At 75.5% G+C, this 14,879-nt stretch carries 17 protein-coding genes; 10 read left to right on the plus strand and 7 right to left on the minus strand.

What is annotated here, in order from left to right; translation table 11 throughout:
- Positions 1-31: 31 nt before the first annotated feature.
- Genes NP048_RS01335 through NP048_RS01350 form a run of 4 tightly spaced genes read left to right on the plus strand, consistent with a single transcriptional unit; the run spans position 32 to position 1,818 of the window.
- Positions 32-211 carry a DUF2273 domain-containing protein gene (locus NP048_RS01335; protein ID WP_227577174.1) on the plus strand — a complete coding sequence of 60 codons (180 nt, stop codon included), beginning with the start codon at positions 32-34 and terminating at the stop codon, positions 209-211.
- Positions 204-596: an Asp23/Gls24 family envelope stress response protein gene (locus tag NP048_RS01340; protein WP_227577175.1), complete on the plus strand. Its 393-nt coding sequence runs from the start codon at positions 204-206 to the stop codon at positions 594-596. Before NP048_RS01335 ends, NP048_RS01340 begins: the two co-directional genes overlap by 8 nt.
- A complete protein-coding gene (locus tag NP048_RS01345) occupies positions 593-1,240 on the plus strand; it encodes an Asp23/Gls24 family envelope stress response protein (RefSeq protein ID WP_227577176.1) in 648 nt (215 codons plus the stop codon). Before NP048_RS01340 ends, NP048_RS01345 begins: the two co-directional genes overlap by 4 nt.
- Positions 1,237-1,818, plus strand: coding sequence for a hypothetical protein (locus tag NP048_RS01350; protein WP_227577177.1), 582 nt, complete (start codon positions 1,237-1,239; stop codon positions 1,816-1,818). Before NP048_RS01345 ends, NP048_RS01350 begins: the two co-directional genes overlap by 4 nt.
- 12 nt (positions 1,819-1,830) lie before the next feature.
- Here the strand turns inward: NP048_RS01350 and NP048_RS01355 are convergent, their stop codons facing one another.
- From NP048_RS01355 to NP048_RS01370, 4 genes are all read right to left on the minus strand, one after another.
- Positions 1,831-3,123 (minus strand): RNA polymerase sigma factor, encoded by a 1,293-nt coding sequence (locus NP048_RS01355; RefSeq protein WP_227577178.1) that lies wholly within the window; start codon positions 3,121-3,123, stop codon positions 1,831-1,833.
- Positions 3,120-3,461, minus strand: a complete 342-nt coding sequence (locus NP048_RS01360; protein WP_227577179.1) for a YciI family protein — start codon at positions 3,459-3,461, stop codon at positions 3,120-3,122. Before NP048_RS01360 ends, NP048_RS01355 begins: the two co-directional genes overlap by 4 nt.
- Complete coding sequence (locus NP048_RS01365) at positions 3,458-3,616, minus strand: hypothetical protein (protein ID WP_227577180.1); 159 nt, start codon at positions 3,614-3,616, stop codon at positions 3,458-3,460. Before NP048_RS01365 ends, NP048_RS01360 begins: the two co-directional genes overlap by 4 nt.
- An 87-nt stretch (positions 3,617-3,703) precedes the next feature.
- The gene (locus NP048_RS01370) at positions 3,704-5,497 is read right to left on the minus strand and encodes an MDR family MFS transporter (protein ID WP_227577181.1); all 1,794 of its coding nucleotides are present in this window, start codon (positions 5,495-5,497) and stop codon (positions 3,704-3,706) included.
- Between NP048_RS01370 and NP048_RS01375 the strand changes: the two genes are divergently transcribed.
- Both NP048_RS01375 and NP048_RS01380 read left to right on the plus strand, forming a co-directional pair.
- Positions 5,496-6,062, plus strand: a complete 567-nt coding sequence (locus NP048_RS01375) for a type 1 glutamine amidotransferase domain-containing protein (RefSeq protein WP_227577182.1) — start codon at positions 5,496-5,498, stop codon at positions 6,060-6,062. The genes NP048_RS01370 and NP048_RS01375 overlap by 2 nt on opposite strands.
- Before the next feature lie 151 nt (positions 6,063-6,213).
- On the plus strand, positions 6,214-6,717 hold the full coding sequence (locus tag NP048_RS01380) for an NUDIX hydrolase (protein ID WP_227577183.1): 504 nt from the start codon (positions 6,214-6,216) through the stop codon (positions 6,715-6,717).
- A 172-nt stretch (positions 6,718-6,889) separates the two neighbouring features.
- Here the strand turns inward: NP048_RS01380 and NP048_RS01385 are convergent, their stop codons facing one another.
- The 3 genes from NP048_RS01385 to NP048_RS01395 are packed head-to-tail and all read right to left on the minus strand — an operon-like array spanning position 6,890 to position 9,395.
- Positions 6,890-7,489 (minus strand): YdeI/OmpD-associated family protein, encoded by a 600-nt coding sequence (locus NP048_RS01385; protein WP_227577184.1) that lies wholly within the window; start codon positions 7,487-7,489, stop codon positions 6,890-6,892.
- Between the two features lie 35 nt (positions 7,490-7,524).
- The gene (locus NP048_RS01390) at positions 7,525-8,103 is read right to left on the minus strand and encodes a DinB family protein (RefSeq protein WP_227577185.1); all 579 of its coding nucleotides are present in this window, start codon (positions 8,101-8,103) and stop codon (positions 7,525-7,527) included.
- A gap of 32 nt (positions 8,104-8,135) precedes the next feature.
- Complete coding sequence (locus NP048_RS01395; RefSeq protein ID WP_227577186.1) at positions 8,136-9,395, minus strand: MFS transporter; 1,260 nt, start codon at positions 9,393-9,395, stop codon at positions 8,136-8,138.
- A gap of 76 nt (positions 9,396-9,471) precedes the next feature.
- Here NP048_RS01395 and NP048_RS01400 point away from each other — a divergent pair, with 76 nt between their 5' ends.
- The 4 genes from NP048_RS01400 (at position 9,472) to NP048_RS01415 (ending at position 14,846) form a co-directional block, all read left to right on the plus strand.
- Positions 9,472-10,101 (plus strand): maleylpyruvate isomerase N-terminal domain-containing protein, encoded by a 630-nt coding sequence (locus tag NP048_RS01400; protein WP_227577187.1) that lies wholly within the window; start codon positions 9,472-9,474, stop codon positions 10,099-10,101.
- 3 nt (positions 10,102-10,104) lie between these two features.
- Complete coding sequence (locus tag NP048_RS01405) at positions 10,105-10,992, plus strand: DUF1963 domain-containing protein (protein WP_227577188.1); 888 nt, start codon at positions 10,105-10,107, stop codon at positions 10,990-10,992.
- Positions 10,993-11,124: 132 nt separating this feature from the next.
- Positions 11,125-13,062 carry an ABC transporter ATP-binding protein gene (locus NP048_RS01410; RefSeq protein ID WP_227577189.1) on the plus strand — a complete coding sequence of 646 codons (1,938 nt, stop codon included), beginning with the start codon at positions 11,125-11,127 and terminating at the stop codon, positions 13,060-13,062.
- Positions 13,059-14,846 carry an ABC transporter ATP-binding protein gene (locus NP048_RS01415; protein WP_227577190.1) on the plus strand — a complete coding sequence of 596 codons (1,788 nt, stop codon included), beginning with the start codon at positions 13,059-13,061 and terminating at the stop codon, positions 14,844-14,846. The genes NP048_RS01410 and NP048_RS01415 overlap by 4 nt, the downstream gene beginning before the upstream one ends.
- The last annotated feature ends 33 nt before the right edge of the window (positions 14,847-14,879 follow it).

The following is a 14,879-nucleotide window of genomic DNA, read 5'->3' on the forward strand; positions in this document are numbered from 1 at the left end:
ACCACGCACGTCCCGAACCGAGGAGCACCCCATGTCCCTGTCCATTGCCGGTCTGCTGACCGGGCTGCTGCTCGCCCTCGCGGCGGTCGTCGGCGGCTTCAACGGCTTCCTGCTCGCCCTCGTGCTCGGCGCCGTCGGGTGGCTCGTGGGTGCGGTCGTGGAGGGCCGGATCGACGCGTCCGTCCTCACCGGCGGTGGTCGCCGTGGCTGACGTCGCCGTGGCTGACGTCGCCGTGGCCGACGTCCCGCCCGCTACGGCACCCGAGGCGCGCGGCACGCTGACGGTGAGCGACCGGGTCGTGCAGAAGGTCGCCCGGGCCGCCGCCTCGCGGGTCCACGGGGTGGTCGAGACGACCTCCGGCCTGCTGGGGCGCGACCTGCCGCACGCGTCGGCGCACACCCACGGCACGCGCGCGCAGGTCCAGGTGGACGTCGCGCTCGCGTGGCCCGCGCCCGCGGCCGGCACCGCACGGCGGGTACGGGACGCGGTCGAGGACGCCGTCCTGCGGTACGCCGGGGTCCGGGCCGACCGGGTCGACGTGCGCGTCGTGGCGGTCACCGACCCCGCGCCCCTGGTCGCGGAGCGTGTGCGATGAGCGCGGCCACCGAGGCGCGCGGCGCCCGGGCCCGGCACGTCGACGCGCCGGTGGGCGCCCCGGCCGCCGACGCGCCCGCAGCGGTCGAGCCCGTGCCGTTCGCACCGCCCCGCCCGGTCGGGGCCGTCGGCTGGGTCGGCGTCGTCCTGGCCCTGATCGTGCTGGCCGTCGCCGTCGTGCTGGTGCACGACGGGCTCGTGGCCCTCGGGGTGCTCGGGGGTGAGCCGTGGGTCGTGGCGGCCGCCGACGCGGTCGGCGAGATCAGGCCCACGTGGCAGGTCGCGCTCGTCGGGCTGGTCCTCGCGCTCGCCGGGCTGCGGCTCCTCGTCATCGCGCTGGCCCGGCGGCGACGCCCGGGGATCCCGCTGGCGGCCGGTGGCGGGCAGTACCTGCTCGGCGTCGACGTCGCGCGGCTCGCGTCCGGTGCTGCCGCGCAGGTCGACGGCGTGCTCGACGTCCGCAGCACCTGGGGGCGGCGCACCGTCCGGGTCGACGCGACCACCGACGGCGACGCCGGGACGGACGAGCGCATCCAGGCCGCCGTCACCGAGCGGCTCGGCGCGCTCGCCGACGCCCCGCGCGTGGTCGTGCACAGCCGGCGCGCGCGCCGTGACGACGACGCGGCGAGCGGCGGTGCGCGGTGAACCGCGGGCTGCGCGGGCTGAACCGCGTCGTCGCGTTCGTCGTCGGCCTCCCCCTGGTCGTCGTGGGCGTCGCCGCCGTGCTGTGGTGGACGGGGACGCTGCGCGACGTGTGGCCGCAGACCCCCGACGTGCTCGACCCCCGGCGGGTCCAGGAGGTCGTCGACACCGGGTGGTTCGGCGGGGTCGCTGCCGCCTGCGGGGTCGTGCTCGCGCTGCTCGCACTGTGGTGGCTGGCGGCGCACCTCGCGTCGCCGCGCGTCGGCACCCTGCGGCTGCCCGGGTCGGGTGCGGACGGGCGACTCACGCTGGACGGGTCCGCGCTCGGGGGGCACGTCGCGGAGCAGGCTCGTCGGTTGCCCGGCGTCGTGGGAGCGCGCAGCGTGATCGACCGCGAGGCGGGACGCCACGTGCTCGTCTCGACGCTGCAGGTCGATCCCGACGCGGACCTGCCGAGCCTCGCGGACGAGGTGGCCACGCTCGTCACGCGGGCGCGGGACGTCGCGGAGGTCCCCGGTCTGGCGGCACGCACCCGGCTGGCCGTGCGGCGGCGTGCGGGCGGGAGCCCGCGCGTGCGCTGACGGGTGGCCCGGTCAGGGCGTCGCCGACCGCGCCTCCGCCAGACGTGCCTGGAGGTGGTGGCGCTCGGCGGTGTCCGGGACCAGCGTGAGCGCGCGCTCGAGCTCCGCGACGGCGTCCGCGCCGCGGCCCGCGCGCAGCAGCAGCTCACCGCGGACGGCGGGCAGCCGGTGGTGGTGGGCGAGGGCGTCGTCGAGGCCGTCGAGGACCGCCAGGCCCGCGTCCGGGCCGTCGGCCTCCGCGACCGCGACAGCGCGCGCGAGCCGCACGACCGGCGAGCCGGTGCGGGTCTCCAGCTGCGCGTAGAGACGCGCGATGACGTCCCACCGGGTGTCGGCCGCGGTCGGGGCCGTCGCGTGCTCGGCCGCCGCGAGCGCCTGCAGCCGGTGGTCCTCCGCGAGCCCGTCGAGCGCCGGGACGGCGGCCAGCAGCGCGACGCCCTCCCGGATGTCCTCGGTGTGCCAGCGCGCGCGGTCCTGGTCGGGCAGCAGCACCAGGCGGCCGTCGTCGTCCAGGCGCGCGTCCCGCCGGGAGTGCTGCAGCAGCATCAGCGCGAGCAGCACCCGCACGCGCGGTGAGCCACCCAGCAGGAGGTCGAGCTCGCGCGTGAGGCGCACGGCCTCGTCGGCCAGGTCGACGCGCAGGCCGCCCGGGACGTCGGCGGGCTGGTACCCGGCCGTGAACAGCAGGTAGAGCACGGTCGTCACCGCGTCGAGCCGCTCGGCGAGCTGCCCGGGCGGCGGCACGACGAACGGCACGCCCGTGGTCGCCAGCCGCTTCTTGGCCCGCGTGAGCCGCGCCGACATCGCGGTGTGCTGGACCAGCTGCAGGCGCGCGATGTCGGCGGTCCCCAGCCCGACGACGAACCGCAGCGTCATCGCGACCCGGTCCGCCGGGGCGAGCGCCGGGTGGCAGCACGTCAGGACGAGGCGCAGCTGCTCGTCGGCGACGTGCGCGCCGGGGTCCTGCGCCGCGGCGGCCAGTGCGCGCATCTCGTCGTCGACGACCATGAGCGGCTCCTTGCGCCGGTGGACCGCCTGCGCGCGCAGCCGGTCCAGCACCCGGCGGCGCGCGGACGTCAGGAGCCACGCCCCGGGGTTGGCGGGCACGCCGTCGCGCGGCCAGGTGCGCGCGGCGGCCTCGAACGCGTCACCCGCCGCGTCCTCGGCCAGGTCGGGGCTGGCGAACTGCGCGACGAGCAGCGCGACGACGTGCGACCAGTGCGCGCGCCACGCGGCGCCCAGGGCGTGCGTGACGTCCGCCCCCGGCGCGCCGGTGGACGGGGGCGGCGTCGCGTCCGACCTCACGGCTCGACGCACTCCCGGATCTCGTGCGTCGTCTCCGGCAGCAGGCGCACCAGGTCGACGAGCGTGCGCTCGTCGGGCGCCTCGACCAGGTAGAAGCCACCGAGCTGCTCGGTGGTCTCCGCGAAGGGCCCGTCGGTGACGTCGGTGACGTCCCCGGTGTGCCGGACGGTGCGTGCCGACGCCACCCCGGTGAGGGCCTCGCCCGCGAGGATCGTCACGCCGGCCGCCTGTGCCCGACGAGCGAACTCCTCGTGCCCACGGACGTACCGGGCGCGCCCTGCGGCGTCGGCGCTGCGGTACGTCTCCTCGTCCTCGTAGACGAGGACCACCAGCTTCACGGTGCACCCACCGTGACGCCGGCCGCGTCGGGGTCCGCGGTGCGGACCCGGTAGTACCCGCCGAGATGCTCGGTGGTCTCGGCGTACGCGGCCGCCACGTCGAAGTCGGCGTCGGGGTCGCCCCACAGCAGCAGCAGGTAGGTGGTCGTCGTCATCTCGCCTCCAGCACGTCCCGGGGCACCCACTGTGCCCGTTCACCTCCATGACGCGCGACGACCCGTGATTTCGACGGCGTGGCGGCCTCAGCGTGTGACGGCGGCACCCCGCGCGACCAGCCCGGCCTTGTCGGACAGCGCGACCTCCTTCATGAGGAAGGCGATCGCGAACCCGATGACGCCCAGCGGCACCAGGTACCAGAACGCAGGCGCCAGCGCGTCGGTGTACGCGTCGACGACGATCTCGCGCAGCGACTCCGGCAGCCGCTGGACGAGCTCGGGCGTCAGGGAGTCGGCGCCGAAGCCCTGCGGGACGTCACCCGGGGGCGCGTCCTTCACGGCGTCGGCCAGCCGGGTCGTGAGGTTCGTGGTGAAGACGGTGGAGAACACGCTCGTGCCGACCGCCGCGCCGATCTCGCGCAGGAAGTTGTTGGTGGACGTCGCGACACCGACCAGGTCGGGGGCCACGGCGTTCTGCACGGCGATGACGATGGTCTGCATCACGAAGCCCAGGCCGAGGCCGAGGACGAAGATCATGGCGCCGAACGTCACCATCGAGATGTCGGGCGTCAGCCGGGTGAGCAGCGCGAGCCCCACGGTCGCGATGCCCATGCCGAGGATCGGGTAGATCTTGTAGCGCCCGCGCGCGGAGATGAGCACGCCGGACCCGAGCGAGGTGATCATCAGGCCGACCGTCATCGGCAGCATCAGCAGCCCCGCGTCGGTGGCGTCGTACCCGCGTGCCATCTGCAGGAACGTCGGCAGGAACGACAGGGCCGCGAACATCGTCATGCCGAACAGCAGGGCGATCGTGACGGACACGGAGAACGTGCGGCTGCGGAACAGTCGCAGCGGGATCAGCGGGTCCGCCACCTTCGTCTCGACGACGAGGAACGCGGCCAGGGCCACGACGGTCAGCACCACGAGGCCAGGGAGCAGCGGGTCGCCCCAGTCGTACCGGCCTTCCGGCGTGATGGAGCTCCAGCTGGTGAACAGGACGATGCCGGCGGTCGTGGCCGCCATGAGGACGGCCCCACCGAGGTCGAAGCGTGCGCTCGGCGTGCGCGAGGGCAGCCGCAGCCGGAACCACGCGACCGCGAGAGCCACGAGCCCGATCGGCACGTTCAGCCAGAAGCACCACCGCCACCCGGGGCCGTCGGTGAACCAGCCGCCCAGGAGCGGCCCGGCGACCGTCGCGACGCCGAAGACCGCACCCATCGGTCCCATGTACTTGCCGCGGTCCCGCGCGGAGACGATGTCCGCGATGATCGCCTGGCTGAGGATCACCAGCCCGCCGGCGCCCAGGCCTTGGACGGACCGCCACACGACGAGGTCGGTGAAGCTCTGCGAGAGCGCCGAGCCCGTCGACCCGACGACGAAGATCGCCACCGCGAGAAGGAACGGCCGCCGGCGTCCGCGCAGGTCACCGATCTTCCCGTAGATCGGCATGACGATCGCGATCGCCAGCAGGTAGGCGGTGACGATCCAGCCCTCGTGCTGGGCCGCCCGCAGGTCGCCGACGATCGTGGGCAGCGCGGTGCTCACGACCGACTGGTCGAGGGCCGACAGGAACATCGCCGCCAGCAGGGCGCTGAAGATCACGTACACCGTGCGGGGGGACAGGACGAGCTCCGGCTCGCCCGCCGCTGCCGTGGATCGCGTGGTGCTGCTCATCGACGGGTCCTCTCGCGAGCCGAGCACGCGAGACGCAGGGCCGAGCACGTCCCCCCGAGGCTCGCCTCCTGTCGAGTGTCCGCCCGGCCCCGAGGCGCCGCAACAGACCGCGGGGCGGCCTCCGGGTGCGGGTCGCGGTACCCCGTGCCTACGGTGGCGGACGCCCGGCCACCCCGGGTTCCCCCCCACGAACGAGGAGGCACACATGTCCGACACGGACCTCAGCAGCCGCCGCGTGCTGGCCGTCGTCACCAACTACGGCGTCGAGCAGGACGAGCTCGTCGTCCCGGTGGAGCGCCTGCGCGCCGACGGTGCGACCGTCGACGTCGCGGCGGTCGACGACGCCCCGATCGAGACGCTCGTCGGCGACAAGGACCCCGGCCGCACCGTGCAGCCCACGACGACGCTCGGCGCCGTCGACCCCGACGCGTACGACCTGCTGCTGGTCCCCGGCGGCACCCTCAACGCCGACAGCCTGCGCCTGCAGGGCGAGGCGGTGTCCCTGGTCAGGGCGTTCGCGTCGTCGGGACGCCCGGTCGCTGCGATCTGCCACGGCCCGTGGCTGCTGGTCGAGGCGGGCCTGGTGCAGGGCAAGCGCCTGACGTCGTACCCGTCGCTGACCACCGACGTGCGCAACGCCGGCGGCACCTGGGTCGACGAGGAGGTCGTCGCGGACGACGCGGGCGGGTTCCGGCTCGTCACGTCGCGCACCCCGGACGACCTGGACGCGTTCGTGCGTGAGATCGGCGCGGCGCTGTCCGTCACGGTCTGAGGGCGGGCCACCCGCCGGCGTGGCCCGGCCGTCAGCGCGGCGCGAGGCTCACGTTCAGGCGGGTGGCTCGACCCTGCTCGTCGACGGTGGTGTGGACCGCCGAGACGGCAGAGGACTTCCGCCGGGCGCTCACCGGCCGCAGGATGGCGTCATGCCCCTGGTGAGCGCCGCCCTGCTCCTGCACCACGGTCGCGGCGCCGACGCCCACGTGCTGGTCGCGCACATGGGCGGCCCGTTCTGGGCACGCAAGCAGGAGCGCGCGTGGTCGTTGCCCAAGGGACTGGTGGAACCGGGGGAGGACGTCGAGACGGCGGCCCGCCGCGAGTTCGCCGAGGAGCTCGGCGTGCCGCCGCCGGACGGTCCGGCGGTGGACCTCGGCACGTTCCGGTACACCTCCGGCAAGGTCGTGCACGTCCTGGCCGTCGAGGTCCCGGCCGCGCTCGTCGGGTCCCCTGACGACCCGGCGTGCCCCGACCTGACGACGCGGCCGGGGATCAGCACCGCCCAGGTCGAGTGGCCGCCGCGCTCCGGCCGACGCATCGACGTGCCCGAGGTGGACCGCGCCGCGTGGTTCCCGGTCGAGCAGGCGCGTCCGCTCCTGGTGGTCGGGCAGCAGCCGGTGCTCGACGCGCTGCTCGCCGCGACCACCACGTGAGGCCCGACCCGCGACCGACGGCGGAAGTGGTCACACCTGCGACCACTTCCCGAGCCCCGGCGGTACGGATGTGACCACTTCCGCGTCGGATCGCGGTGCCGCGTCACGCACCCGTGCGCAGCTGCTCCATCAGCAGGAAACAGGCGTGGCAAGCGTTCTCCTCCGAGGCGTGTCAGAGGGCGTCGGGACGGCGTTTCTGCGGGTAGGGCGTGCGGCCCCCCGCGAGGTCGGCGACGAAGCCGGCGATGCGACGCGCGCGCGTCTCGGGGCGCTTGGCCTGCCCGATGCGGGAGATGACCGCGAAGCGGTTGCCGGAGGTCAATGCGTCGAACCAGGCGCGGGCCGCGGGCACCGCGTCGAGCGCCGCCGTCAGGTCGTCGGGGACCTCGATCGTCGCCGGGCCGCGGTAGGCGGCCTCCCACCGGCCGTCGGCCTGCGCCGCGGTGACCTGGGCGCGGCCCGCGTCCTGCATGCGGCCCTCCCGCTCCAGGCGCTCGACACGCTCCACGTTGACGGCCGACCACGCGCTGCGGGCACGCCGCGGCGTCATCCGCTGGAAGCTGCTGTGCGCGTCGCGCCGCCGGGCCTGCCCGTCGATCCACCCGAAGCACAGGGCCTCCTCGACCGCCTGGACGTACGTCAGCGTCGTGACGTCGCCGCCCTTCTTGTGCAGGACGAGCCACACGCCCGTCGGCTGGGCGTGGTGCTCGGTCAGCCAGGCGCGCCACGCGGACGCGTCGGGGAGCAGCAGCTCGGGCAGGTCGTCGGCCACGGCGCCATCCTGCCGCGCACCACCGACACGCGCCCCTACTCGCCCGTCGCGCCGTCGACCGCCTCGCGCAGCAGGTCCGCGTGGCCGTTGTGCCGCGCGTACTCCTCGATCATGTGGACGAGGATCCAGCGCAGCGTCACGGGCTCACCCGTGCCGTAGTGGCGTCGGCGGGACTCCTGGTCGAGCCCGCCCGCGGCCAGCGCCGCCGCCAGGGTCTGCTGCGAGCGCGCGACCGCCGCGTCCCACAGGGCGCGCAGCTCCTCCGGGGTGTCCTCGGCGGCGCTGTTCCACTCCCAGTCGCGGTCCGCCTTCCAGTCGGCCGACGCCCACGGCTCGACGCGCTCGTCGAGCCAGACCTCGGTGAACCAGTTGTCCTCGACCATCGCCAGGTGCTTGAGCAGCCCACCGAGCGTCATGGTCGTCGGCGGCAGCCGGTGGCGCAGGGCGTCGGCGTCTAGCCCGTCGGTCTTGAGCAGCAGCGTGCGGCGGTGGTAGTCGAGGAACCCGAGCAGCGTGCCCGCCTCGTCGGCGCGGTGCGGCGGCTCGGTGCGCTCCGGGGTCAGGCGCTCGGGGGTCGCGATCCGGAGGGCTGGGGTCGTGTCGACGTCGTCCACGTGCCCGACCCTGCCAGAACCCTCCGCGCAGGTCACGCGCTTTGCGGCGCGCCGGTCGCCGGCTGCGCGTCCGTGTGCGCGACGTGCCGCAGCTGCCGCCAGATCAGCACGACGAACACCGCGGACCCGACGCCTGCGAACCAGAACGGCGCCGTCACCCCCCACTGCTGCGCGAGCCACCCGCCGATCGCGGCGCCCACCACCAGGCCGCCGAACGTCCCGATGAGGTTGACGCTGTTCACGCGTCCCTGCAGCGCGTGCGGCACGGCCCGCTGCCGGATGGTGATCGACGTCGTCCCCCACACGAACGCGTGGACACCGAACACGAAGAACACCGGCATCGCCACCCACGGGCTCGTGGCCAGGGCCAGCGCCAGGTGCGTGAGCGTCTCCAGGACCAGGCCCACCCGCATGATCGCGGTGAGGCTGACGCGCACCGTCAGCCACCCGTACGCGGCCACACCGACGAGCCCGCCGAGCGCCTGCGTGGTCGTCACCAGGCCGAAGCCCACGTCGCCGAGCCCGATCCGCTGCTGCGCGTAGAGCACCAGCACCGACCACGCGGCGCCGAACGTCACGTTGAAGATGAGGATCGTCAGGACGAGCGTGCGCACGGCCGGGTGGTGCCACGTCCACCGCAGGCCCTCGGCGATGTCGGCGCGGACGGTGGACCGCTCCTGCGTGGCGCGGCCGTGGGCGGGCAGGACGACGCGGGAGACGAGCACGACGCCGGCCGCCATGAGCACCGCCGCCCCGGCGAACGGCGACCACTGGCCCGCGGCGAACAGCGCCGCTCCCACCGGCGGGCCCGCCAGCTGGTTGAGGCCGATGAACCCGGCCTGGGTGCGCGCGTTGGCGACCACGAGGTCGTCACGACGCACGACCATGGGCACGAGCGTGCCGCTCACGTTGTCCGCGAACGTCTCGGCCGTCCCGAGCAGGAACAACGCCGCCAGGATCAGCCAGATCGGTGCGGCCTCGACGGCGACGCAGGCCGCCAGCGCGGCGAGCACCACGACGCGCGCGCCGTCCATCGCCATGACCAGCCGCCGCCGGTCGACGCGGTCCGTGACGGCCCCCGCGAACAGGCCGAACAGCAGCGGTGGCAGCCACCCCAGCAGCGCGGCCAGCGCCACGAGGAACGCGTCGTCGGTGCGCGACGCGACGAGCAGGGGACCGGCGGCCAGCACGATCCCGTCGCCGAGGTTCGAGGACCACGACGACGCGAGCAGCCAGCGGAACGGACGTCCGAGGCGCTCGGGCAGCAGGGTCTCGAGCACGCGTGCCGGCACCGGGACAGGGTAGGTCGCCCGGTGCGTCGGCCCAGCAGGCCTTCCGGCCCCCGGGCGTCCCTGCCAGACTCCCGGCATGACCCGTGACGACGCCTTCCTGCTGGCCGCCGACGCGGTCCTCGCCCTCGTCCAGCAGCCCGACGTGGCGGTCCGGTGGTCCGGGCCGAGCGCGCTGCCTGGCCTGGGCGTCGGCGGGCTGGCCGTCCACCTGGGCAACCAGGTGCTGCGCGCCGCCCAGGCCGTCACCAGCGACCCCGGGGACCTGCCCGTCCTGGCCGACGCCGACGAGCACTACGCCCGGTCGGCGTGGCCGACGGCCGCGCCGGAGGACCCCGTCAACGACCGCAGCGGCGACGAGACGGCCGCGCTCGACGGCCCGGGGGCGCTGCACGAGCGCATCACCGCCCACCGCGACGCGTTCCGGGACGCCGTGGCCAGCGGCGCGGCGCGTGACGTCGTGCCCGTGTCGTGGGCGGGCTGGGCGCTGCGCCGCGAGGACTTCCTGCTCACCCGCATGGTCGAGGTCGTCGTGCACGCCGACGACCTGGCGGCCAGCGTCGGGCTCGACACCCCCACGTTCCCCGACGAGGTCTTCGACCCCGTGCGCGACCTGCTCGTGCGCCTGGCGGTCGCCCGGCACGGGCAGTCGCGGGTCGTCGCCGCCCTGACGCGACGCGAGCGCGCCGAGCCGATCCACGCGTTCTGAGCGGTGAGCACCCCGGCCGGTTCCGGCGCGCGCTTCCCGCACGACGAGACGTACGGACCGCGGGCGGCCGCGACGATGCTCGCGCGGCACCTGCCGGCGGACGCCGTGGACCAGTGGCTCGCCTGGGCGCTGCCGGCGCTCCGCCTGGTCCCGGCCGCGCCGCACGACGAGGTCGTGGCGCGCCTCGGCGGTGATCCCGACCTGCCCGACGGGGTCCCCTGGCCGGTGTGGGAGGGGCACGGGCCGCTCGGCTACGTCGGTGAGCTGGACTGCGCGGCGCTCGCGGGCGCGGGCGTGGCGGTCCCGGCGTCGGGGCGGCTGCTGTTCTTCTTCTTCGACGGCTCGTACGACGACTTCGAGGGCGTCGTCAGCATCTTCGACCCCGGGTCGGCGGCCGGTTCGCGGGTCCTGCACGTGCCCCAGGGCGTGGCGGCACAGCGGCGGAGCCCGCCCGACGAGCGGGTGCCGCGGCTGCGCGAGGTGCGCTGCACGGCGCGTCGTGTCCTGACGTTCCCGTGCCGGGAGCTGCCGGTGGTCGAGGAGGCGCTCGAGCGGCTGGCCGGCCTGTCGCAGGACGACCGGTCGGCGGTCGACGCGCTCACCGACGCGCTGCTGGACTGGCCGGCTGAGCCGCGCCACCAGGTCGGCGGCCACGCGCACGCCGCTCAGGGCCCGGTCGAGCACGACGTCGCCGAGGGTGCGTTGCGCGCGGCCGGCGCCGCCGACCCCGACCGCGAGGCGATCGTGTCCGAGGTGACACGCTGGTCGCTGCTGCTGCAGCTCGACACGGACGACGCCCTGGGGGCGATGTGGGACGACTGCGGAACCCTCGCGTGGTTCACGCGCGACGGCGACCCGACGGTCCACGGGTTCGCCTGGCAGTCGGCCTGAGCTGCGCGCCACGCCGGCCGTCGCCGGCGCGCAGGCCCGGGATGCGCCGATTGGTCTTGTCCCGCGCGTCCTGGCGGCCCTAGGTTCGCGCCTGCGGCGGGGGACGTCGGGCGGCAGGCAGGGGCGAAGACGGTGACGAGCACGACGGACAGCGGTGCGGGCACGGACGCGGGCACGGACGCGGGCACGGACGCGGACGCCGTGCGTCCCACGCTGCGAGGGCTCGGGCGGCGGTGGCGGCAACGCCGCGAGGCCGCCGCGCACCTGCGCCGCCTGCTGCCGTACGCCCGCCCGGGGCTGGTGGCCCTCACCCTGGCGGTGCACGTCGTCGCCGGCGCGGCGCCCGTCGCGTTCATGGCGGGGACGGGCTTCGCGCTGCAGCGTGTGGTGACCGGCGAGCCCGCGACGGGGTGGCTCGCGGTGGCGCTGGTGGCGTTCGTCGTGCAGCAGCTGCTGGCGCCGGTGCAGCTCGTGCTGTCGCGCAAGGTGCAGCGCCGCGTCGACGCCGCCTGCATCGAGCGCCTGACGTCGTTCGCGTTCCACGGCGCCACGCTCGCGGGCCTCGAGCGGCCGGACGTCGCGGACCGGCTCGCGCAGGCGGAGGAGGCGTTCGAGCAGTGGACGCTCACGCCGGGCGCCGCGCTGGAGGGGGCGCTCGCGCTGACCGCCCGCTACACGCAGCTCGTCGGGGCGGTCGCGCTGCTCGCCGTGGTCGTCGGGCCGGGTGCGGCCGCCGCAGCGCTGGCGGTGGCGCTCGTGGCGCGCGTCGGGCAGACCGAGGGGTTCTTCCGCTGGGGCCGGCTCATCCGCTCGTTCGGGCCGCTGCGCCGCCGCGTCACGTACGTGCGGGAGCTGGCGACGGGCACGCGGGCGGCCAAGGAGATCCGCACGCTGGGGCTCGTCGGGTGGCTGGAGGACCGGTACGTCGCGGAGAACCGTGCCGTGCTGGAGCCGACGTGGCGGTGGCGCCGGGAGGTCTACGGGGCGCCGTTCGTCGTCTACGCGCTGGTGGCGGCCGTGGGGTCGGTGGTCGCGCTGCTGCTCGTGGCACGCTCCGGGGCGGACGTGGCGGCCGTGAGCATCGCGGTCCAGGCCGTCGCGCTGTGCGGACGGTTCGGCGTGATCTTCCCGGAGTCCGACGTCAAGCTCGTCTACGGGCGCAGCGCCTGGGAGGCGATGCTCGAGCTCGAGGACGCCGCCCGCCGCACGGGGGCACCCGCCCGGGCCGACGGCGCCGTCCTGCGTCCCGCGCGCGAGATCGCGCTGCGGGACGTGCGGTTCGGGTACACCCCCGACCGGCCGGTGCTCGACGGTCTCGACCTGGAGCTGCGCGTCGGCACGTCGACCGCACTGGTCGGCGTCAACGGCGCCGGCAAGACGACCCTCGTCAAGGTCCTCACCGGCATGTACACCCCCGGCGCGGGGTCCGTGCTCGTCGACGGCACGGACCTGCGCGGGCTCGACCCCGACGCCTGGCAGCGCACCTTCGCCGCCACGTTCCAGGACTTCCTGCGGTACGAGCTGACGCTGCGCGAGAACGTGGCGATGGGCGCGATCGCGCACGTCGACGACGACGAGGGCGTGGCGGCCGAGCTGCGGCGGGTCGGCCTCGGTGACTGGCTCGACGGCCTGCCGCAGGGCCTGGACACGCCCCTGACGCGCGCGGTCCCCGGCGGGCGGGACCTCTCGGGCGGGCAGTGGCAGCGCGTCGCCCTGGCGCGCTCGCTGTTCGCGGTGCGGCACGGCGCGGGGGTCCTGGTGCTCGACGAGCCGACGGCGCAGCTCGACGCGCGCGGCGAGGCGGAGTTCTACGACACGTTCCTCGACCTCACGCGCGGCGTCACGAGCCTGGTGATCTCGCACCGGTTCTCCACCGTGCGCCGGGCCGACCGGATCGTCGTCCTGGACGGCGGCCGCGTCACCGAGGCCGGGACGCACGACGAGCTCGTCGCCCTGGGCGGCGAGTACGCGCGGATGTTCGAGGTGCAGGCGCGCCGGTTCACGGACGGGTCGCCCCCTGCGGGCCCGGCCGCCGGGCACGCCGACGACGACGTGGAGGTGGCACCGTGAACGAGGTCCTGTTCGCCCTGGGGCGGCTGCTGGCCATCGCGTGGCGGCTCGACCGTCGCCGCCTGCTGGTCGGCGGCGGGCTGCTCGTCGCCGGCTCGGTGGCGACGCCGCTCATGGCCGTCGCGGCGGGGCGCCTCGTCGACGCCGTGCTCGACGGCGCGGGCACGACGGCCGTCGTCTGGGCCGTCGTCGCCGGTCTCGCGCTGACCGGTGAGCTCATGCTCGGCCACTTCGCGCACCTGTCGTACTTCGCGCTCGCCGAGCTGCTCGAGGAGCGCTTCAACCGCGACCTCGTGCGGCTCGTCAACGGCACCGACCACCTGGACCGCACCGACGACCCCGCGTTCGCCGACCGCGTCGACCTGCTGCGCCAGGACGTCATGCAGGTGCGCACGGCCGTGCAGTCGGGGCTGCAGCTGGGCGCCACCGCCGTGCAGGTGCTGCTCACGGCACTCGTCCTGAGCACCGTCTCGCCGTGGCTGCTGCTGCTCGCCGGGGTCGCGGTGGTCCCCGTCCTGCTGGGCCGACGCGCCGAGACGCACCTCGAGCAGGTCCGCGAGGCGCAGTCCCCGACGACGCGCGGCATCCGGCACCTGCGCCGGCTCGCGACGAGCCCGGCGTCGCAGAAGGAGATCCGCCTCAGCGGCGGCGCCGACTTCTTGCTCGCGCGCCAGCGCGCGCTGCTCGGGCGGTACGACGACGCGATGACCCGCGCCGACGTGCGGTACGCGCTGCTGCGGACCGTCGGGCAGCTGGTGTTCGGGCTCGGGTACATCGCCGCCGTCGTCGGGGTGTTCGTGCTGGCCGGTCAGGGCCGGGCGAGCGCCGGTGACGTCGTCCTGACCGTGACGCTCGCGACGCAGCTCAGCGTCCAGATGGCCACGGGCATCGCGCTGCTCGGCTCGGTGCACCGCGCCGCGGTCGGGCTGCGCCGGTTCCTCGCGTTCGAGGCCGAGGTCGCCGCCGGTGTCGCGCCCGCGGGCGGTGCGCCCGTGCCCGCCCGCACGGGCGACGGCATCCACCTGCACGGCGTGACTTTCCGCTACCCCGACGCGGACGGCGCGGCCCTGAGCGAGGTCGACCTGCACCTGCCCGCCGGCACGTCGGTCGCGCTGGTCGGGGAGAACGGCGCGGGCAAGAGCACGCTGCTCAAGCTCCTCACAGGGCTGTACCGGCCGACGGCGGGGCGCGTGGTCGTCGAGGGCGTCGACCTCGCCGACGTCGAGCCCGCCGCGTGGCGCGCCCGCACCGCCGCGCTCTTCCAGGACCTGGCGCGGGTCGAGCTGTCGCTGCAGCACAGCGTGGGCGTCGGACGCCTCGCGGACGTCGACTCGCCGCAGGCCGTGGCGGACGCCGCCGCGCGCGCGGACGTCGGTGCCCTCGTGGCCGAGATCGGGCCGGACGGCGTGCTCGGCAACGCCTACGCGGACGGGCGTGACCTGTCGGGCGGGCAGTGGCAGGGGATCGGGTTCGCGCGCACCCTCATGCGCACCGACCCGCTGCTGCTCGTGCTCGACGAGCCCGCCTCCGCACTCGACGCGATGGCGGAGCAGCGCCTCGTCGACGCGTACCGCGAGGTCGCCGCGGACGTCGCGGCGACGGTCGGCGGCGTCACCCTGTTCGTCACGCACCGCATGTCGACCGTGCGCCTCGCCGACCGCATCGTCGTGCTCGACCAGGGCCGTGTCGTGGAGCAGGGCACCCACGACGAGCTCGTCGCCGCGGGCGGGCGGTACGCGGACCTGTGGGCGATGCAGTCGCGCGCGTACGCGACGGAGGGGTGAGGCGGTCCTGGCCGTGAGGTGATGTGGCGCGAC

This window comes from Cellulomonas xiejunii (assembly GCF_024508315.1).
Taxonomy (GTDB): Bacteria; Actinomycetota; Actinomycetes; order Actinomycetales; family Cellulomonadaceae; genus Cellulomonas; species Cellulomonas xiejunii.

Excerpts from the sequence above, each read along its gene's own strand:
- NP048_RS01335 (WP_227577174.1), top strand. The coding sequence starts at position 32 with ATGTCCCTGTCCATTGCCGGTCTGCTGACCGGGCTGCTGCTCGCCCTC.
- NP048_RS01345 (WP_227577176.1), top strand. The coding sequence starts at position 593 with ATGAGCGCGGCCACCGAGGCGCGCGGCGCCCGGGCCCGGCACGTCGAC.
- NP048_RS01365 (WP_227577180.1), bottom strand. The coding sequence starts at position 3,616 with ATGACGACGACCACCTACCTGCTGCTGCTGTGGGGCGACCCCGACGCC.
- NP048_RS01375 (WP_227577182.1), top strand. The coding sequence starts at position 5,496 with ATGTCCGACACGGACCTCAGCAGCCGCCGCGTGCTGGCCGTCGTCACC.
- NP048_RS01370 (WP_227577181.1), bottom strand. The coding sequence starts at position 5,497 with ATGTGTGCCTCCTCGTTCGTGGGGGGGAACCCGGGGTGGCCGGGCGTC.
- NP048_RS01380 (WP_227577183.1), top strand. The coding sequence starts at position 6,214 with ATGCCCCTGGTGAGCGCCGCCCTGCTCCTGCACCACGGTCGCGGCGCC.
- NP048_RS01400 (WP_227577187.1), top strand. The coding sequence starts at position 9,472 with ATGACCCGTGACGACGCCTTCCTGCTGGCCGCCGACGCGGTCCTCGCC.